Here is a 19,122-nt window from a genome sequence, read left to right as displayed (position 1 = left end):
GCCCATGGTAGACGCGGGGCTGTCGCCTGCGTCCAGCTGCATACGTATTCATGCACCGACGCGGCAGTACGCCCGCCGGGCTGGCTTATGGTCCGGGTCTGCCAACGGCGCCTTGGGAGGGGAAATGCCGATGTCATCCAGTGTTGTACGTGCGGTGTTCGCGCGAATCATGGGCGTTGCGCTGCTGGGCCTGGCCGCGCTGGCGCAGGCCGCCCCGCAGATCACCAGCGTCCAATCGCCCGGCGGCGTGCTCAAGGTCAGACTGGTGCTGGACGGCGGCACCGCCCGCTACCGGGTGGAGCGCTTGGGTGAAGCCGTAGTGGAGGATTCCAGGCTTGGCTTCGAACTGCGCGATGGCCGCCTGGACCGGGATTTCATCCTGCTCGGGCAGCAACGACGCAGCGTCGATGAGACGTGGGAACAGCCGTGGGGGGAACGCCGCCTCACCCGCAACCACTTCAACGAGCTGACCGTGCAGCTGGCCGAAACCACCGGCAGCAAGCGCCGGCTGGATGTGGTGTTCCGCGTCTACGACGACGGCCTGGGCTTCCGCTATGTGTTCCCTGAGCAACCGAACCTGCGCGAAGCGATCATCGATGACGAGCTGACCGAGTTTGCCGTCGCACAGGATTCTACCGCTTGGTGGATTCCGGCTGGCGAACCGATCCATTACGAGTACCTGTACCAGCGTACCCCGCTGCGCGAAGTGCCGCTGGTGCACACGCCGATGACGCTGCGGAGCCGCGATGGCCTGCACGTGGCGATCCACGAAGCCGCACTGGTGGACTACGCCGGCATGTGGCTGCGCCGCACCGACGGCCAGCGCCTGCGCGCGCAGCTCTCGCCCTCGGCCGAAGGGTGGAAGGTACGCCGTGCCCTGCCCTTCGTCACGCCCTGGCGCACGCTGCAGATCGCCGACCGCGCCGGCGGCCTGGTCGAGTCCGACCTGATCCTCAATCTCAACGAGCCCAATGCACTGGGCGATGTGAGCTGGGTGAAGCCGGCCAAGTACCTGGGCGTGTGGTGGTCGATGCACCTGGACAACGAAAGCTGGGCGACCGGACCGAAGCATGCGGCGACCACCGCCAAGACCAGGAGGGTGATCGATTTCGCCGCCGCGCACGGCTTCCGTGGCGTCCTGGTGGAGGGCTGGAATCCCGGCTGGGACGGCATGTGGGTGGGCAATGGCTACGACTTCGACTTCACTCGCGCCACGCCCGATTTCGACATTGAAGCGCTTTCGGCATATGGACTGAAGAAGGGCGTGCACCTGATCGGCCACCATGAAACCGGCTGTGCCATCGAACACTATGAGGCGCAGCTCGACGCCGCGCTGGACCTGTATGCGCGGCTGGGCGTGGACCAGTTCAAGACCGGCTACGTCTGCGACGACGGCCAGGTCGACCGCCGCAACCCGTCGGGTGGCCCGCTGTGGCGGGAGTGGCACGACGGCCAGTTCATGGCGCGCCACCACCTGCATGTCGTGCAGGAAGCCGCGCGCCGGCACCTGTCGGTGAATCCGCACGAGCCGATCAAGGACACCGGCCTGCGCCGCACCTATCCCAACTGGATCTCCCGCGAAGGCGCGCGCGGCATGGAGTACAACGCCTGGGGCCAGCCGCCGAACCCGCCCGAACACGAAGTCAATCTGGTGTTCACCCGGATGCTGGCCGGACCGATGGATTACACCCCCGGCATCCTCAGCCTGAAGGGCCGCCACGGCCAGGCCATCCCCAGTACCCTGGCCCGTCAGCTGGCGCTGTACGTGGTGCTGTACAGCCCGATCCAGATGGCCGCCGATCTGCCCGAACACTACCTGCAGCATCGGGAGGCGTTCCGCTTCATCGAAGACGTGGCGGTGGACTGGGAGCAGAGCCGCGTGCTCGACGGTGAAGTGGGCGACTACGTGACGATCGTGCGCCGCGACCGCAACAGCCGTGACTGGTTCCTGGGCAGCATCACCGACGAGCATGGCCGCGTGCTGCCGGTGTCGCTGGGCTTCCTGGAGCCGGGCGTGCGCTACCGCGCGGAAATCTATCGCGATGGCGACGGTGCGGACTACCGCAGCAATCCGTTCGCGTTCACGCGGCAGACGCGTGAAGTGACCAGCGCCGATGCACTGACCCTGATGCTGGCGCCGGGCGGCGGGCAGGCCATTCGGTTCACGCCATTGGAGTGATGAATGCCCCCGCGTGACGTTCGCCGGGCATGGCCCGGCGCTACCGTGGCGGGGATCTGAAAGCGATTACAACCCTGCAAACGTCATTGAATACGTATGCAGGGTGATTCCCGCGGAGAACCCGCTGCCTACCATAGCGGCGACGACAGCGGCCACCGCGTCGCACGTTCACGGCGTTGCCGGAACGACCTCGAAATGAACAACAACATTGCCTGGGAGGGGAAAATGTTGAACCACAAGCGCAGCGCGCTGAGCATCGCGCTGGCCGTTGTCCTGGCGCCGTCACTGGCGGCGGCACAGACCACGCAGAGCACCACCACGCCGGCCGGCACCGCCGCCACCAACCTGGATACGGTGCAGGTCACCGGTATCCGCCGCGGCATCGAGAACGCTATCGCGATCAAGCAGGACGCCACCTCGGTGGTGGAAGCGATCTCCGCCGAGGACATCGGCAAGCTGCCCGACGTCAGCATTGCCGAATCCATCTCGCGCCTGCCCGGCCTGGCCGCGCAGCGCGTCGCCGGGCGTGCACAGGTGATCAGCGTGCGCGGCCTGTCACCGGACTTCGCCACCACCCTGCTCAACGGCCGTGAGGTCGTCAGCACCGGCGACAACCGTGGCGTCGAGTTCGACCAGTATCCATCCGAGCTGGTCAACGGCGTGACGGTGTACAAGACGCCCGATGCGGCACTGGTCGGCCAGGGCCTGTCGGGCACCATCGACATGCAGACCGCCCGTCCGCTCAGCTTCCCCGACCGGGTGATCGCCGTCAGCGGGCGCCTGCAGAAGAGCTCGCTCGGCGATGCGGCCAACGTCGATGAGTTCGGCAACCGCTTCAGCGCCAGCTACATCGACCAGTTCTTCGACAAGACCCTGGGCATCGCCATCGGTTACGCGCACAGCGACAACCCGATCCAGGAAAACCAGGTCGGCCTGTACGAGCCGTGGACCACCCAGTACACCACGGACGGAAAACGTCCCGGCGTTGCTGCAGGCACCTATTTCTCCGACGGCATCAAGGCGCTGCGCCGTACCGGCAACAACAAGCGCGATGGCGTGATGGCCACGATCCAGTTCCGGCCCAACAACAGCTGGAGCAGCACCTTCGATGCGTTCCACACCGAAGCCGAGCAGATCGACACCGCCAACCAGTTCGAACTGAACCTCAGCAACTACAACGGCAATTACCTGCCGGGCCTGCTGATCAGCAATCCGCAGATCAACGCCGACGGCACCTTCACCGGCGGTACCGCCAGCGGCGTGTACCCGCTGGTGCGCGGCATGTACAACAAGCGCAAGGACAAGATCGACGCGTTCGGCTGGAACAACGAATTCAACTTCGGCAGCGTCAAGCTGGTCGCCGACCTGAACTACTCCAAGGCCACGCGTGACGAGCTGAACCTGGAGAACAATCTGCAGCTCACGCCCATGCCGCAGCTGGATACGGTCGGCGTGCAGATCCGCCAGAACGGCTTCTCGCAGATCAGCCCGGGGCTGAACTACTCCAATCCCGATGCCCTGTTCCTGACCAACACCATCTATGGGTCCGGCTACGGCAAGGTGCCGAAGGTGGAAGATCGCCTGAAGGGCGGCAAGCTGGCGGCGACCATCGCCCTGCCCGAAGCGATGGCGTCGTGGGCACCGGACCTGGACATCGGCGTGAACTATGCCGATCGCCGCAAGGTCAAGACCCAGTCCGAGGGCAACATCCTGCTCGGTGCCCAGGGCGATGCCAACATCGCGGCGGACCTGCAGTACGATCCGGTGAACCTGGGCTTTGCCGGCCTCGGTACCATCCCGGCCTGGAACGTGCCGGCGGCGGTCGCCCGCTACATGACCTTCGATCCGGTCGACAACCTGGACTACCTGATTCCCAAGTCGTGGACGGTGCAGGAGAAGATCACCACCGCCTGGGCGCGCCTGAACATCAACACCGACATCGGCGTGGTCGGCGTGCGCGGCAACATCGGCGTGCAGATGCAGCGCACCGATCAGAGTTCGGACTCCCGCTACTGGGACGCGTCGCAGCCCGCCGGCAGCAACGTGCAGCCCTACTCCGACGGCCGCAAGTACAACGACTGGCTGCCGAGCCTGAATCTGGCCTTCATGTTCCCGCACGAACAGACCCTGCGCTTCGCGGCAGCCAAGCAGGTCGCGCGCCCACGCGTGGACCAGATGCGCGCCGGCCTGGAGTTCGGCGTGGATACCTCCACCGGTCGCCCCGGCGGCAGCGGCGGCAATCCGCGGCTGGATCCGTGGCGCGCCACCGCGCTGGATCTGTCCTATGAGAAGTACTTCGGCGAGAAGGCCTACGTCGCTGCGGCGATCTTCTACAAGGACCTGAAGAGCTACGTCTACACCCAGTCGGTCGACAACTACGACTTCACCGAACTGCTTCGCAACTACGTTCCTCAGCAAGGTGCGGCGCCGGTTCAGTACACCGGCACCTTCTCCACGCCGGTGAACGGTGAGGGCGGTACCCTGCGCGGCCTCGAGCTGACCGGTTCGTTCCCGCTGGAGATGCTCACCGACAGCCTGCGCGGCTTCGGCGTGCAGGCCAGTGCCACGTTCAACGACAGCGACATCAAGATCCTCGACCCGGAAAGCGCCTCCAGCGTGGGTACCGATCCCATCAGCCTCCCGGGCCTGTCCAAGCGTGTGTACAACTTCACCGCGTACTTCGAGCGCAATGGTTTCGAGGCCCGCGTGAGCCAGCGCCGTCGTTCGGACTTCATCGGTGAGATCGGCAACTTCAACGGCAATCGCACCCTGCGTTATGTGGTGGGCGAGAACGTGACCGATGCGCAGATCAGCTACACCTTCAGCGACAGCAGCGCCCTGCGCGGGCTGACCCTGCTGCTGCAGGGAAGCAACCTGACCAACGAGCCGTACCGCACCTACGCCGGCACCAAGGATCGCCCGCTGGAATACATCGAGTGGGGCCGCACCTACGTGCTGGGTGTGAACTACAAGTTCTGACCCTCACCGGGCAATGCCGGCCCCAGGCCGGCAACCACCCCATCGGTAACGCCGGGCCATGCCCGGCGGCGAGGACCGCAGGCATGACCGGAAACCCGCTGCGCCTAAGCAGCGGGTTTTCTTTTGGGCGGGGTCCGCCAGCCACGGCACGGCCCATAAAAAAGGGACGGGGCGCTTCGGCCCCGTCCCCGCAAGTACCGCCACCGGAGAAATCGATCAGCTGCGTCGTGCGCAGAACACCGCACGCGGCGGCAGCTGGAGTTCGCCACCCTGCACCGTACCCGCATCCGGGCCCGGCACATCCATCTGCTGCCAACGGCCGGCCGGCAGCGGATGGGTCACCGCCTCGCCCGACAGGTTGAAGGCCAGCAGGAGGGTTTCATCTGCAAGCATACGCTCGAACAGCAGCACTGGCTCACTGCTGTCAAGGAACCGGATGCTGCCATGCTGCAGGACGGGCTGATGGCGACGCCAGCCCAGGAATGCCCGGAAGGCCGCCAGCACCGACTGCGGGTCAGCGTCCTGCACCGCGACGGCCGCTGCCCGGTGCCCGGCCGGAATCGGCAACCACGGCTGACCGGTAGTGAAACCGGCCAGTGGCGCATCCGTCCACGGCATCGGAGTGCGGCAGCCATCGCGGCCCTTGAAGTTCGGCCAGAAGGTGATGCCGTAGGGATCCTGCAGCGCCTCGAACGGCACCTCGGCCTCGGCCAGGCCCAGTTCCTCGCCCTGGTACAGGCAGACCGAGCCGCGCAGGCAACTCAGCAGCGCCACCAGCATGCGCGCCAGGCGCGGATCGGCCGGATGGCCGCCCCAGCGGGTGACCGCGCGCTCCACATCGTGATTGGACACCGCCCAGCACGGCCAGCCTTCACTCATCGCGGTTTCCAGGCGCGAGACAGTCTCGCGGATGTAGGCCGCGCTGTAGTCGTCCACCAGCAGTTCAAAGCTGTAACCCATGTGCAGGCGGCCATCGCGGGTGTACTCGGCGGTGGTGGCCAGCGAATCCTCCGAGGAGATCTCGCCCAGGCTGACCGCACCGGGGTACTGGTCGAGCAGCGCGCGCAGCCGCTCCAGGAACGGCAGGTTCTCCGGCTGCGTGTTGTTGAAGTAGTGGTACTGGTATGCGTACGGGTTGTCCGGGCTGAAGCCTCGGCCAACGCGCTTGTCAGCGGGCTTGGCCGGGTTGTCGCGCAGCTGCGCGTCATGGAAGCAGAAGTTGATCGCATCCAGGCGGAAGCCATCCACGCCACGGTCCAGCCAGAACCGCACGTTGTCCAGCGTGGCCTGCTGCACCTGCGGGTTGTGGAAGTTCAGGTCCGGCTGGTCGACCAGGAAATTGTGCAGATAGTACTGTTCGCGGCGCGGTTCCCACTGCCAGGCGCAGCCGCCGAACAGCGACAGCCAGTTGTTGGGCGGCGTGCCGTCCTCGCGCGGGTCGGCCCAGACGTACCAGTCGGCCTTCGGATTGCTGCGATCCTGGCGGCTCTCGCGGAACCACGCGTGCTCGATCGAGGTATGGCTGAGGACCTGGTCGATCATCACCTTCAGCCCCAGGCCGTGGGCCTTGGCCAGCAGGCGGTCGAAGTCCTCCAGGCTGCCGAACAGCGGGTCGACGTCGCGGTAATCGGCGATGTCATAGCCGAAGTCGGCCATCGGCGACTTGAAGAACGGCGAGATCCAGATGGCATCCACACCCAGCGTGGCGATGTGGTCCAGGCGCTGGATGATCCCTGGCAGGTCACCGACCCCGTCGCCGTTGGCGTCAAGGAAACTGCGCGGATAGATCTGGTAGATGACGGCTCCGCGCCACCATGGATAGTGCGACATCGACAGCCCCCCTCCGGGCATGCGGGACCCGCCGGAAGCGGGCCGAAAACCAAGTCCCGCAAGCTTAGCGGTGCCTCCGCGGGGATGGCGCCACCTGCATACGTATTCACGCCAGGCAGTCACGCACGGCCGGGGCGATCAGGCCCGCAGGCCGGTTTGCGCCCGAATTCACGGGCAGCGCCTATAATCATCGACGAGCCTGAAAGCCTGATCGCATGACCATCACCGAAGACACCCGCCCCGCCCTGGGCCTGCCCCAGATCCAGTCGCTTGCTGCGGCCGACATGGCCGCCGTCGACGCCCTGATCCGGCGCCGGCTGTCCTCGGACGTCGTGCTGATCAACCAGATCGCGGACCACATCATTTCCGCCGGCGGCAAGCGCCTGCGGCCGATGCTGGTGATGCTGGCCGGTCATGCGGTCGGCCATGCCGGCCCCGAGCACCACCAGCTGGCGGCGATCATCGAGTTCATCCACACCTCCACCCTGCTGCACGATGACGTAGTGGACGAATCCAGCCTGCGGCGCGGCCGCAGCACCGCCAATGCCCTGTGGGGCAACGCACCGAGCGTGCTGGTTGGCGACTTCCTGTACTCGCGCAGTTTCCAGCTGATGGTCGAGCTGGACCGCATGCCGGTGATGCGGATCCTGGCCGACACCACCAATCGCATCGCCGAAGGCGAAGTGCTGCAGCTGCTGCACGTGCATAACCCGGATACCGACGAAGCGGCCTACCTGCGCGTGATCGAGCGCAAGACCGCCGTGCTGTTCGCTGCCGGCACCCGCCTGGGCGCGCTGGCCAGCGGCGTGGACGAAGCCACCCAGCAGGCGCTGTACGACTACGGCATGCATCTGGGCTACGCCTTCCAGATCGCCGATGACGTGCTGGATTACTCGGCCAACGCCGAGGAGCTGGGCAAGAATCTGGGCGACGACCTCGCCGAAGGCAAGGCAACGCTGCCGCTGATCCATGCCATGGCCCACTCCGACGACGCCACCCGCGAGCGCCTGCGCACCATCGTGCAGGAAGGCGATGCGTCGGCAATGCCGGAAGTGCTGGCCGCGATCCACGCCACCGGCGGCCTGGACTACAGTCGTCGCCGGGCCGAGGAATACGCAGAGCGCGCCGAGCGTGCGCTCGATGGGCTGGGCGACAATGATGCCGTCGCCGCTCTGCGTGGACTGGCCCGCTACGCGGTGCAGCGCACGCATTGACCGCGCTCGCCGGGCATGGCCCGGCGCTACCGGGTGCCACTGCGCCCGCCTGGCATGGCCCGGCGAACCCGGTGCCTCAGCGCTTCTCGAAGCGCTCCTCGAAGAATTCATCCAGTGCCTTCCACGCGCGCTTCGCCGCCCGTTCGTTGTACTGGCACCCCGGCGGATTGTTGGCATCACGCTCCGCAAAGCAATGCACGGCGCCGCTGTAGTTGGTGAATTCCCAGTCGACCTTGGCGGCATTCATCTCGTGCTGGAAGCTGGCGATGTCGGCCGCGGTCACGCTCCTGTCATCGGCACCATTGAGTACCAGCACCGAGGGATGCGCTCCACCGGCCTGCGCCGGCAGCGGCGAGCCCAGCCCACCATGCAGGCTGACCACGCCGGCCAGCGGCGCGCCCGCGCGGGCCAGCTCCAGAACGGTGGTGCCGCCGAAGCAGAAGCCGACCGCACCGATGCGGCTGGCATCCAGCGGCACCTTGCCGGCCTGTGCCTTGAGCACATTCACCGCCTCCAGCGCACGCGCACGCAGCAGCGGCCGGTCGTTGCGCAACGCGGTGGCGACCGGCCCTGCCTCGGCATCGGTCTTCGGCCGCACACCCTTGCCATAGACATCGGCCACCAGCACCACGTAATCATCGCCGGCCAGCTGTTTGGCCTTCTCGACCGCCGATTCGTTCACACCCTTCCAGTTCGGCACCATCACCAGTCCGGGGCGCTTGTCACTGTCCCCGTCGTCATAGACCAGCACCCCGCTGAAGGTCGTGCCCTGGTGCGTCCACTCCACCGGCTGGGTCTTCATCGCCGCCCACGCCGGCAGCGCCGCCAGACCCAGGACCATCGCCACACCCCAACGCCATGCATTCATGCGCCTGCTCCAGAGAAAAGGAAACAGAGGGGTCGCCTGATGTCCCCCTCCCGTCCGCATTCTGCATTGGCGGCGTGACGCAGGTGTGGTTGGATACGCCCTGATTCCGCCCAGCCCCTGTTTGCGAATGAACCTTGTCGATCAATTCCTGTCCGGCCTGATGCCGCGCCTGCCCGCCGACGATGCTGCGCAATGGGCGCATGTCCAGGGCGCCAGCGCCGGAGACCTGCAACGCCTGCGTGCGCAGTGGCCGCAGGTACCTGACAGTCTGGTTGCGCTGCTGTCGCGCGTGGATGGCACGCATTTCCGCCGGTATCCCGAGGGCGAGGTCTGCGTGCTGATGCTCGGCTCGGACGTGGAAGGCGGCGGATACCCCTACTACCTGCGCTCGGTCGCACAGATCTTCGAGGATCAGCGGCACTGGGACGACAGCATCCGCTCGATCTACGAAGAATGGCTGGACGACGAACCGGAGATTCTCGGCGACGGCATCGATGCCGACGTACCGATGAGCCGCCGCCTGTGCTTCTCGCACTGCATGAACAACGGCGGCACCTCGATGCTGTACCTGGATTTCGACCCGGCACCGGGTGGCTCCGTCGGCCAGGTGGTGCGCTACCTGCATGATCCGGACAGCTATGCGGTCATCGCGCCCGGCTTCGATGCGTATCTGCAGCAGTTGATTGACGGCGACTACGCGTTCATCGAGGAAGCGTAGATCCACGCCTGCGTGGATGAATTTGCCGGTGGGTTGCCGGCCGGGATCCCGCCGGGGTCAGAACCCTTTCCTGCGGAAAGGGATCCGCCCCCCTCAGGCGACGCCCAGGCCCGGAATCGCGCTGATGCTGTCCGGATCGAATCCGGCCAGCTCGGCGAAGTGACGTCCGCGCGCAACGTAATCGCGGTAGGCCCCAAAACTTGGTGCGCCCGGCGACAACAGCACCACCCCGCCCTGCTGGCCCAGCGCAGCGCGTGCCAGCGCCATGGCCTCCGGCAGGTCGACGGCCGCATGCAGCCCGAATCGACCTGCATCGGCCAGCGGCTGCAGCATCGCGTGGATGCGCGGGCCGTTGCTGCCCATGGTCACGATCTCCACCGGCGGCACATCGTGCGCCATGTGCTGCATGAAATCGGTCCAGTCCAGGCCGCGGTCATGCCCGCCCACCAGCAGCGCGATGCGCTGGCCGCTGAAGCACTCCAGCGCCGCCAGACTGGCGTGCGGCGTGGTGCTGATCGAATCGTTGATGTAGGTCAGCCCATCGGCCACGCCGATGCGCTGCAGCCGGTTGGGCAGCGGACGGAAATCCTGCACGGCCGGCGCCAGCGCCGCCGCGTCCAGGCCCAGCGCTTCCAGCGCGGCCAGCACCGCACACAGGTTGCCGCGGTTGTGGCGGCCCGGCAGCGGCGTATTGCGTGTATCGAACACCGCCTGTTCGCCACGATGCACGATGTCGCCACGCATGTGCCAACCCTGCGGCTGGTTGAACCAGACCACCTGGCTGTGCGGCAGCGTCAGTTCCGCCAGATGCGGATCGGCGGCATTGAGCACGGCGATGCACGGAGCGGCATCGGTGACCAGCTGCAGCTTGTCCTCGATATAGCGCTGTTCGCTGCCATGCCAGTCCAGATGTTCGGGGAACAGGTTCAGCACCACCGCCACCTGCGGTCGCGCGCCACTGCGCGCCACTTCGCCGGTCTGGTAGCTGGACAGTTCCACCGCCCAATACTCAGGCGCCGGCTGCGGGTCCAGCACTTCCAGCAGCGGCAGGCCGATGTTGCCGACCAGGCCGGTGCGATGACCGGCCGCACGCAGCAGGTGCGCGACCAGCGCGCTGGTGGTGCTTTTGCCCTTGGTACCGGTCACGCATACGGTGTCATGGACGATGCCGTCGTCAGCGGCATGCTCGGCGAACCAGAGCGCGGTGCCCCCGATGAAACGCGTGCCCCGTGCCGCCGCGGCCACCGCGATCGGCTGGTAGGGACTGATGCCGGGTGACTTGATCACCACGTCGAACGCGGCCAGCGCCTCGGCCGAAGGCTCGCCACGCACCTCCAGTGACCCCTGCGTTTCCGCGCGCGCCGCATCGGCTTCGGCGGCCGGACAGAACAGGCTCAGCGGCAACGTCGGCAGGCGTGCACGCAGCACCGCGAATGCGGCACGGCCCTCACGCCCCCAGCCCCACAGCGCGACGCGCTTTCCTTCAAGCTGAGAAATCTTCACGCACCCGTTCCCACAGCGCAGCCGGAATGCGGTGCTCGCCCTGCAGCTGCAGCATCGGCGCCAGCTCCAGTTCGGCCGCGTCGAGCTGCGGCTGGATCTCGTTGCAGAAGCGCTTCACCAGCGCATCTTCCTTCCACTCCGGTCGCTGCGCCAGGGTCGCCATTGCTGCACGCGATTCACGACCTTCGCCCACGCACTCGAACGGCTTGTGATCCTGGAACTCCAGCAGCGCGTCGAAGCCACCGGCCTGCTCGACATCGTCCAGCAGATTGCGACCGAAGATGCGCACGAGGCGGGTCTTGGGCATGAACGGCGCCAGCGCCAGAAACACGAAATGGCACTTCGGGCAGACGCCGCACCAGCGGTTCACGGGGCGCTCGCCGAGGATATGGAAGTTGCGGTTGCAGCTGGAGAAATGCGCGTCGTAGAAGTCGCTCTTGGCAAACTGGCGGGCCACCGCCAGTTCCGACATCGGTCGCAGCAGCGAGTAGTACTGCAGGTCTGCGGCCACGTGCGCCTGCACATGGCTGCCGAAGGCCTGCTCGAACGCCCAGCCCTTGGACCACTGGTGGTTCACCTCGCCGGTGCCCGGAATCTGGCTGCCGTAGCTGGCCGAGCGTTCGTTGGAGAACACCACCTGGTCCACGCCCTGCAGCAGGGCTGCCAGCACCATGATCGCCGAGTTCACCGCGGTCACCGGGATATGGCCGTTCCACGCCCCTTGGCGGTTGAGCTCGAACAGCTCCGGCGCCAGCGCGCGGCCCAGGTTCAGCGTCGGCAGGCCGGTGCGTTCGGCGCAGGCACGGATCAGCTGCGAACCGCCGATCCAGGTGACCGTCTCGTCCACACCCGCCCGTCGCAGCGCTTCGATGCTGACCAGCGAATCCTTGCCGCCACCGATGGCGACCAGCGCATGCGGCTGCAGGCCCACCTCCGGTGCCTGCACCGGCTCGCCCTGCACCGGCAGGCGGAAGCGGCCACGCAGGTTGAGGCCGTTGCGGTAGGCGAACTCGCCCAGGCCGTTGAGGTAGATCGCTTCCACCAGCGCCGCGGTATCGGCATCGATGGCGTAGCTGTCGATGCTGACGATCTCCGGCACGCCGGCCTTGTAGTAGCTGACGCCGGCGATCAGGTGCAGCAGCTGCAGCGCTCGCTGCACGGCAGCGGCGCGCGCCGGGTCGAGGACGAACGGGGCGCCGGGAACGGTGATGGTTTCCACCATCTCGGGGCCATCATCGAAGGCATAGACCAGCCGTGCCACGCCGCTGTCCGCGGCAAATTCGCAGCGGACGAAGCGGAAACGGGAGACCTGGTGTTTGTCGAAAGCAGTCATGGTGTATCCGGTCAGGCACGGACCCGCGCGGTTGCGCGGGGCGTGTCGGTGGGCGGGTGCAGCGCGCGCAGGGCGATCACTCGATCACATCCTCGCGCGGCAGCGCCCGCTGGTTGTAGGTGTTGGACATCACGTAGCCATAGGCGCCAGCGTCAGCAATCAGCATCACGTCGTCCGGCGCGGTGGACACCGGCAGCTTGCGCCGCTTGCCGAACACATCGCTGGACTCGCAGATCGGGCCGACGACATCGAATGCCGCCTCGGCGTACCCGCCCTGGCGGCTGAGGTTCTCGATGTCGTGCCAGGCGTCGTACAGGGCCGGACGCATCAGCGTATTCATGCCGGCATCCAGGCCGACGCGGCGCACGCCGTCCTTCTCCACCACCTGGGTGGCATGGGTCAGCAGCACGCCGGACTCGGCCACCAGGTAGCGCCCCGGCTCGATGGCCAGGCGGAATGCGGGGTGCAGCGCCTTGACCTCGGCCAGGCCGGCAGCCCACGCGTCCAGATCGAAGGGCTCGTCCTCGTCGCTGTACGGAATCGGCAGGCCACCGCCGATGTCGATCGTCTGCACGCTGCCGATGCGGCGGGCGAAGCCTGCCAGCTCATCGCACATCAGGCGCCAATGCTGCGGGGTTTCCACGCCGCTGCCCAGATGGGCGTGCAGGCCGACCACCCGGCTGCCCAGTTCGGTGGCGGCACGGACGAACTCATCGACGCGGGCGATCGGCAGGCCGAACTTGGACTCCTTGCCGCCGGTGCGGACCTTGGCGTGGTGGCCTTCGCCGCGCCCCAGGTCCACGCGCAACCACAGCTCGCGGTTGCGGAACAGGTCCGGCCAGCGCTGCAGGGCTTCGACGTTGTCGACGGTGACGGTCACGCCCAGTGCGAACGCGGCCTCGTACTCACTGCGCGGGCAGAAGCTGGGGGTGAACAGCACACGCCTGGGCGAAAGTTCCGGCAGGTGCTGGAACACATGCTTCAGCTCGCCATGCGAAACGCACTCCAGGCCGAAACCCTCCGACTCCAGCAACTGCAGGATGGCCGGGTGGCTGTTGGCCTTGATCGCGTAGTAACGCTGGTCGATCGGCTTGATCGCAGCCAGCGCGCGGGCACGCGCCCGCACGGTCGGCAGGTGATAGACGTAGCGCGGGGTTCCCGCGTCGGCCAGCTGCAGCAGGTGCGCCCGCTGGCCGCGCCACCAGGGCGTGCCGCGCGGGCGAACCGTGCCGGCGATCTCGCGCCAGCGCGGGCCGAACACCTCGGTTTCCTCCACCGGCATGGCGCCGCTGTCGATCAGTTCCGCATGCAGGATCGGCAGCAGGCCATCGGCATCGGCCTCATCGATGACGAAGGTCAGGTTCAGGTCGTTGGACGACTGCGAGATCATGTGCACGCGCTCACGGCCGAACGTGGCCCACACATCCGACAGCTTGTGCAGCAGCGAGCGCATGCCCAGCCCGACCAGGGTGATCGCCGCACAGGGCACGATCACCTTGACCTTGCACACCTGCGACAGGTCGGCCGACAGCGCGGCCAGCACATCGGTGTTGACCAGGTTCTCCGACGGATCCAGCGACACGGTGACATTGGTTTCGGCCGAACCGATCAGGTCCACCGACAGGCCGTGCTTCTTGAACAGGGCGAACACATCGGCCAGGAAGCCGACCTGCTGCCACATGCCGATGCCTTCCATCGACACCAGCACGATGCCGTTGCGACGACTGATTGCCTTCACGCCCGGTACCGGCGCGGCATTGCCGTCGATGCTGGTACCTGGAAGCTCGGGGCGCTCGGTGTCGAGGATCGCCATCGGTACACCGGCATCGCGGCACGGCTTGATCGAGCGCGGATGCAGCACCTTGGCACCCGTGGTGGCGATTTCCTGCGCCTCGTAGTAATCCAGGCGGGTCAACAGGCGCGCGTCCGGCACATCCTTGGGATTGGCGCTGAACATGCCCGGCACGTCGGTCCAGATTTCCACCCGGCTGGCGCCGAGCAGCGCACCGAAGTACGCCGCCGAGGTGTCCGAACCGCCACGGCCGAGGATGGCAGTGCCACCGTCCGCGTGCCGCGAAATGAAGCCCTGGGTGATCAGAAGGCGGGTCGGCTGCGCACGGAAGCGCTGCGCCCAGTCCGCATCCGAGCGCCACTGGCAGTTCACCGACAGGCGTTGCGACCAGTCGCTCTGGTTCGGCTGCGGCGGCAGTGCATCCAGCCAGTGCCGGGCATCCATCCAGCCCATGTCCAGCCCGGACGCGCGCAGGTATGCAGCGCCCACGGTCGAGGACAGCAGTTCACCCTGGCCCAGCACGTCGGCCTGCCAGTCCAGCGGCCGGGTGGCCGCGCGCGGATCGTCCAGCAGGCCCTGCAGGGCGGCCAGACGCTCGGCCAGCACTTCGCGGCCGAGGCCCAGCTCGACCAGGAATGCCTCGTGGCGTTCGACCAGCGCGGCGACGCGATCACGGCTGTCCGCCGCACCGTCGGCGATCGCGGTCAGCTCATTGGTCACCCCGGACAGCGCCGAAACCACCACCAGCACGCGCGAGCCGGTTTCTTCCGCGCGTTTTTTCGCCAGCTTCCCGATCGTGTCCCAGCGATGGCGACGCGACACCGAGGTGCCGCCGAACTTCAGTACGATCCAACGATCGACAAGGGGGGAAGCTGACATGGATTGGCTATGTGTATTGTGGGGAAGCCGCCCCTGGGGGCGGAACCTTCGATTCTAAGCCCAATATCCCCGCCATGACCGCCTATCGTTACCTGCAGCTCGATGTCTTTGCTCCCCGTCCCGGCACGGGCAACCCACTGGGTGTCGTATTTGACGCGGACGGGCTTTCCAGCGACCGCATGCAGGCGCTGGCCGCCTGGCTGAACCTGTCCGAGACAGTGTTCTTCGTCCGCCCCACCGCGGCCGGTGCCGACTACCACGTACGCATTTTCACCCCGGGCAGCGAGCTGCCGTTCGCCGGCCACCCCAGTGTCGGTGCCGCCTGGGCAGCGGTGACCAGCGGCCTGGCCGTGCCGCGCGACGGTGCCCTGGTACAGCAGTGCGCCGCCGGGCTGTTGCCGGTGCGCGTGTCCGGCCCGGCTGCCGCACCGACGATCCAGCTCGCCAGCCCCGCAGCACGGCACCTGGATACCGCTCCCGGGGCGGTGCCGGAAGCGCTGCTGGCCCAGGCTGCCGAGGGCCAAGTGGCCCAGTTGTGGGACAACGGTCCACGATGGTGGCTGCTGCCCCTGCGTGATGCCGCCAGCGTGCGCTCCCTGGCGCCGGACATGGCCGCCGTGCGCGACTGGACCAATGCCACCGGCGCCACCGGCGTGGCCGTGTTCGCACCGGAAAAGGCTGCCGCTCACGCGCTCGTGGTGCGCGCTTTCTGCCCCGGCGATGCGGTGAACGTTCCTGAGGATCCGGTGACCGGCAGTGCCAATGCGCTGATTGGCGCCTGGCTGCGGCAACGCAGCGCGCTGCCGGGCACGGACGCCGGCTACGTGGCCAGCCAGGGCCGCGAAGTGGGCCGCGATGGTGAGGTCCAGGTCCAGGTCGATGCGCAGGGCACCGTGTGGATCGGCGGCCAGGTGCAGCCGGTGATCGATGGGCAGATTCACTGGTAGCCCCCGCGATACCCTATGCCGCCTTGCCGGTAGCGCCGGGCCATGCCCGGCGACTCGCCGCGCTGCGCGCTCGCGGAGCATGGCCCCGCGCCACCGTCCCATCGTTTCCTGGAGTTGTCACTGATGTCCGCACGCCGTTTCCTGCAACTGGATGTGTTCTCCCCGCGCGCCGGTGCCGGCAATCCGCTGGCCGTGGTGCTGGATGCCGACGGACTCGACGACGACACCATGCAGGCCATCGCCCGCTGGACGCGGTTGCCCGAGACAACCTTCGTGTTCCCGCCGCAGACGGCGGGAACCAGCTACCGCCTGCGCATGTTCAGTCCGCAGAAGGAAGTCCCGTTTGCCGGCCACCCCAGCGTAGGCACCGCGCATGCCGTGCTGCAGGCGGGCCTGGCGGAGGCGGTGGATGGCCTGCTGGTGCAGGACGGGATTGCCGGCGCGCTGCCGCTGCGGGTCAGCGGCGAAGGCGCGCAACAGCGCATTGCCATCCGCACCCCGCGCGCGCAGCTGGCCGAAACCGCGCAGGCGGACGATCCCCGCCTGCAGGCGGCCCTGGAGGGCTGGCCACTGGGTCGGTTGCCGCCCGCACGCATGCAGGGCGGGCGTAGCTGGTGGGTGGTCCAGGTTGCCGATGAATCGGCCCTGCGCGCGCTGCGCCCGGACTGGGACGCGGTGGCCGCGCTGGCCGAATCCACCGACAGCATGGGCGTGTTCGCCTATGCATTCGCCGACGGCAACGAAGGCTTCGATCTGGCCGTGCGCGCGTTCGTCGGCAACGGGCGCCGCTTCGAGGATGCCGCCTCCGGCGCCGCCAACGCCGTGCTGGCGGCATGGCTGGACCTGCGCGGCGCTCTGCCGCGGGGCCGCGAGGCATTCGACGTCAGCCAGGGCCGGGAGGTCGGGCATGACGCACGCCTGACCCTGCGCGTGGACGAGGCCGGCGAGGTCTGGTCCGGCGGTCAGGTGCAGACGGTGATCGCCGGCACCCTTGATTGGTGATGGGTGGTTGCCCTGGGACGCCGGGCATGGCCCGGCGCTACCGACCTCAGCCCAGCTCGGCCTCCAGGCTGATGGGCACCGCGCTCAGTGCCTTGGACACCGGGCAGTTCTGCTTGGCATCGTCGGCGATGGCACGGAACTGCGTCGCATCGATCCCCGGCACCACGGCCTTCACTTTCAGCCGGATCTGCGAAAGCTGTGGGCCGCCTTCCATCGACAGATCCACCTTCGCCTCGGTATCCAGCGACGTCGGAGTGAAACCGGCCTCGCCGAGCTTGGCCGACAGCGCCATGGTGAAACAGCCGGCATGCGCGGCGGCGATCAACTCTTCCGGGTTGGTGCCCTTCTCCTCGCCGAAACGGCTGTTGAACCCATAGCGGGTCTTGTCCAGCAGGCCACTCTGCGGCGTGCTCAACTGTCCCTTGCCGGACTTCAGATCGCCTTCCCAGTGCGCGGTGGCGTGTCGCGAGATTCCCATTTGCTGCTCCTGTGTGGCGGTGATGAACGGTCACCCTCGCATGGCGCACGTTATGCCTGCGTCGCTCTGCCGCATTGCAGCGTGCCCGGCACGCGTGCTCCGGTTGCTTCGCGCCAGCTCCGCGCCATGCCGTTTTTCCCTTGTTTTCAGCGGTTTCGCACTTCCACCCGGCGAAAGGGCCGGCGCTTTCCTGCCCCTCCGGGTGCCCCTGCCCCCTACCGCCGGCCATGTACTGAATCGGCCTGGATATGAAAAAACATGCACTTTCCGCGCTCCGGGCTATTGGCGGCGCCCGAGAGTTGCCCTACATTGCGCTTGCCGACGGGGTTCGGCGCCGACCAAACAACCAACCGTTCACGGAACAGGAAACCATGGCAAAGACCGCTAAGAAGGCTGCCCCGAAGAAGGCAGTGAAGAAAGTCGCGACGAAGGCTGCCGCCAAGCCGGCCGCTCCGAAGCCGATCAAGGAAGTGCTGACCAAGTCCGGCCTGGTTGCACACATCGCTGAAGCCTCCGGCGTTGTCGCCAAGGACGTGCGCGCTGTGCTGGCCTCGCTGGAAGGCGCTGTCGCCTCTTCGGTGCACAAGAAGGGCGCTGGCTCCTTCACCCTGCCGGGCCTGCTGAAGATCACCACCGTCAATGTGCCGGCCAAGCCGAAGCGCAAGGGCATCAACCCGTTCACCAAGGAAGAGCAGTGGTTCGCCGCCAAGCCGGCCACCACCAAGCTGAAGGTTCGTCCGCTCAAGAAGCTGAAGGACGCCGCGCTGTAAGCGCGCGCCATTCGGCGGATGCATGACGGGACGGCCCAGGCCGTCCCGTTTTTTTTGGCGCCCCCGGCGGTTCCGCGCAGGCAGCGACCATCTTCCGGGCACGGCGCCGGGCATCGCAACACAGCGTTGCCCCAGCAGCGCAAACGGCCTCCCAGGCCCGCCACCAAAGGCTGCGGCCACGCTTCCCCCGCACTTCGTCCAACCGGGTGGAACACTGCGTGCAGCGCCGGCCGTCGCCGCCGGCGGCGGCCTTGCCTATGGTGGGCACATTCCCCCACAGCAACGGCGAGCACCTCTCATGGCCAGCCCCTCCACCCGCTACCGGATCTCGGTGACTCCGATCGAAAAGGACGGGTTGCAGTGCACCGGGCGCTGCACCATCGAACTGGAACATCGCGCCAGTCGCGACCTGATGCGACTGCTCGAAGCGGCACCGCGCACCGCAGGGCTCAGTGGCGACGAGCGCGCCACGCTGGTGGTCGCCACCCAGTTGCTGCGCGACATCGTGCAGCGTCATGCCGACACCGACGGTCATGCACTGGCCGCACTCGCCGCCCAGGTCCTGCCGGCACTGGATGCGCTGGATCAGCTGCCCTCCTCCCGCTGAAGGCCCCGTAGTCGATACACTGC

The 19,122-nt window shown here is 67.2% G+C and carries 14 protein-coding genes; 8 read left to right on the top strand and 6 right to left on the bottom strand.

What is annotated here, in order from left to right; translation table 11 throughout:
- The first annotated feature begins 124 nt into the window (after positions 1–124).
- Positions 125–2,179, top strand: coding sequence for a glycoside hydrolase family 97 protein (locus ACX9OW_RS20125; protein ID WP_459062742.1), 2,055 nt, complete (start codon positions 125–127; stop codon positions 2,177–2,179).
- Positions 2,180–2,404: 225 nt separating this feature from the next.
- Positions 2,405–5,158, top strand: coding sequence for a TonB-dependent receptor (locus ACX9OW_RS20120; protein ID WP_459062766.1), 2,754 nt, complete (start codon positions 2,405–2,407; stop codon positions 5,156–5,158).
- Positions 5,159–5,374: 216 nt separating this feature from the next.
- On the opposite strand, the gene ACX9OW_RS20115 is transcribed toward ACX9OW_RS20120, so the two are convergent.
- Positions 5,375–6,988, bottom strand: a complete 1,614-nt coding sequence (locus ACX9OW_RS20115) for an alpha-glucosidase family protein (protein ID WP_065182403.1) — start codon at positions 6,986–6,988, stop codon at positions 5,375–5,377.
- Between the two features lie 215 nt (positions 6,989–7,203).
- Between ACX9OW_RS20115 and ACX9OW_RS20110 the strand changes: the two genes are divergently transcribed.
- Positions 7,204–8,202 carry a polyprenyl synthetase family protein gene (locus ACX9OW_RS20110; RefSeq protein ID WP_065174563.1) on the top strand — a complete coding sequence of 333 codons (999 nt, stop codon included), beginning with the start codon at positions 7,204–7,206 and terminating at the stop codon, positions 8,200–8,202.
- 76 nt (positions 8,203–8,278) lie between these two features.
- Here the strand turns inward: ACX9OW_RS20110 and ACX9OW_RS20105 are convergent, their stop codons facing one another.
- A complete protein-coding gene (locus ACX9OW_RS20105) occupies positions 8,279–9,070 on the bottom strand; it encodes a dienelactone hydrolase family protein (RefSeq protein ID WP_459062741.1) in 792 nt (263 codons plus the stop codon).
- Positions 9,071–9,197: 127 nt separating this feature from the next.
- Here ACX9OW_RS20105 and ACX9OW_RS20100 point away from each other — a divergent pair, with 127 nt between their 5' ends.
- A complete protein-coding gene (locus ACX9OW_RS20100) occupies positions 9,198–9,788 on the top strand; it encodes an SMI1/KNR4 family protein (RefSeq protein WP_065174561.1) in 591 nt (196 codons plus the stop codon).
- Between the two features lie 93 nt (positions 9,789–9,881).
- Here ACX9OW_RS20100 and murD read toward each other — a convergent pair whose 3' ends face one another.
- The 3 genes from murD to ACX9OW_RS20085 form a co-directional block, all read right to left on the bottom strand.
- Complete coding sequence (gene murD / locus ACX9OW_RS20095) at positions 9,882–11,291, bottom strand: UDP-N-acetylmuramoyl-L-alanine--D-glutamate ligase (RefSeq protein ID WP_459062740.1); 1,410 nt, start codon at positions 11,289–11,291, stop codon at positions 9,882–9,884.
- A complete protein-coding gene (murL, locus tag ACX9OW_RS20090) occupies positions 11,272–12,624 on the bottom strand; it encodes a UDP-N-acetyl-alpha-D-muramoyl-L-alanyl-L-glutamate epimerase (RefSeq protein ID WP_053516667.1) in 1,353 nt (450 codons plus the stop codon). The genes murD and murL overlap by 20 nt, the downstream gene beginning before the upstream one ends.
- Before the next feature lie 76 nt (positions 12,625–12,700).
- Positions 12,701–15,295: a bifunctional aspartate kinase/diaminopimelate decarboxylase gene (locus ACX9OW_RS20085; protein ID WP_053516666.1), complete on the bottom strand. Its 2,595-nt coding sequence runs from the start codon at positions 15,293–15,295 to the stop codon at positions 12,701–12,703.
- 74 nt (positions 15,296–15,369) lie between these two features.
- On the opposite strand from ACX9OW_RS20085, the gene ACX9OW_RS20080 reads away from it, so the two are divergent.
- Together ACX9OW_RS20080 and ACX9OW_RS20075 are read left to right on the top strand one after the other, a co-directional pair.
- Positions 15,370–16,242 (top strand): PhzF family phenazine biosynthesis protein, encoded by an 873-nt coding sequence (locus tag ACX9OW_RS20080; RefSeq protein ID WP_459062739.1) that lies wholly within the window; start codon positions 15,370–15,372, stop codon positions 16,240–16,242.
- 123 nt (positions 16,243–16,365) lie between these two features.
- Positions 16,366–17,244, top strand: coding sequence for a PhzF family phenazine biosynthesis protein (locus ACX9OW_RS20075; protein WP_065174556.1), 879 nt, complete (start codon positions 16,366–16,368; stop codon positions 17,242–17,244).
- A 46-nt stretch (positions 17,245–17,290) separates the two neighbouring features.
- Here ACX9OW_RS20075 and ACX9OW_RS20070 read toward each other — a convergent pair whose 3' ends face one another.
- Complete coding sequence (locus tag ACX9OW_RS20070; protein WP_053516662.1) at positions 17,291–17,722, bottom strand: OsmC family protein; 432 nt, start codon at positions 17,720–17,722, stop codon at positions 17,291–17,293.
- 371 nt (positions 17,723–18,093) lie between these two features.
- On the opposite strand from ACX9OW_RS20070, the gene ACX9OW_RS20065 reads away from it, so the two are divergent.
- A complete protein-coding gene (locus tag ACX9OW_RS20065) occupies positions 18,094–18,492 on the top strand; it encodes an HU family DNA-binding protein (RefSeq protein WP_053516661.1) in 399 nt (132 codons plus the stop codon).
- A gap of 298 nt (positions 18,493–18,790) precedes the next feature.
- A complete protein-coding gene (locus ACX9OW_RS20060) occupies positions 18,791–19,099 on the top strand; it encodes a DUF3861 family protein (protein WP_053516660.1) in 309 nt (102 codons plus the stop codon).
- Positions 19,100–19,122 lie beyond the last annotated feature (23 nt).

The sequence above is a fragment of the Stenotrophomonas genospecies 5 genome (assembly GCF_054473825.1).
The sequence above is the reverse complement of the archived record's forward strand: the minus strand, read 5'-3'. Positions and strand labels throughout refer to the sequence as shown.

Coding starts and splice junctions, on each gene's coding strand:
- ACX9OW_RS20125 (WP_459062742.1), top strand. CDS start 125: ATGCCGATGTCATCCAGTGTTGTACGTGCGGTGTTCGCGCGAATCATG.
- ACX9OW_RS20120 (WP_459062766.1), top strand. CDS start 2,405: ATGTTGAACCACAAGCGCAGCGCGCTGAGCATCGCGCTGGCCGTTGTC.
- ACX9OW_RS20115 (WP_065182403.1), bottom strand. CDS start 6,988: ATGTCGCACTATCCATGGTGGCGCGGAGCCGTCATCTACCAGATCTAT.
- ACX9OW_RS20110 (WP_065174563.1), top strand. CDS start 7,204: ATGACCATCACCGAAGACACCCGCCCCGCCCTGGGCCTGCCCCAGATC.
- ACX9OW_RS20105 (WP_459062741.1), bottom strand. CDS start 9,070: ATGAATGCATGGCGTTGGGGTGTGGCGATGGTCCTGGGTCTGGCGGCG.
- ACX9OW_RS20100 (WP_065174561.1), top strand. CDS start 9,198: ATGAACCTTGTCGATCAATTCCTGTCCGGCCTGATGCCGCGCCTGCCC.
- murL (WP_053516667.1), bottom strand. CDS start 12,624: ATGACTGCTTTCGACAAACACCAGGTCTCCCGTTTCCGCTTCGTCCGC.
- ACX9OW_RS20085 (WP_053516666.1), bottom strand. CDS start 15,295: ATGTCAGCTTCCCCCCTTGTCGATCGTTGGATCGTACTGAAGTTCGGC.
- ACX9OW_RS20080 (WP_459062739.1), top strand. CDS start 15,370: ATGACCGCCTATCGTTACCTGCAGCTCGATGTCTTTGCTCCCCGTCCC.
- ACX9OW_RS20075 (WP_065174556.1), top strand. CDS start 16,366: ATGTCCGCACGCCGTTTCCTGCAACTGGATGTGTTCTCCCCGCGCGCC.
- ACX9OW_RS20070 (WP_053516662.1), bottom strand. CDS start 17,722: ATGGGAATCTCGCGACACGCCACCGCGCACTGGGAAGGCGATCTGAAG.
- ACX9OW_RS20065 (WP_053516661.1), top strand. CDS start 18,094: ATGGCAAAGACCGCTAAGAAGGCTGCCCCGAAGAAGGCAGTGAAGAAA.
- ACX9OW_RS20060 (WP_053516660.1), top strand. CDS start 18,791: ATGGCCAGCCCCTCCACCCGCTACCGGATCTCGGTGACTCCGATCGAA.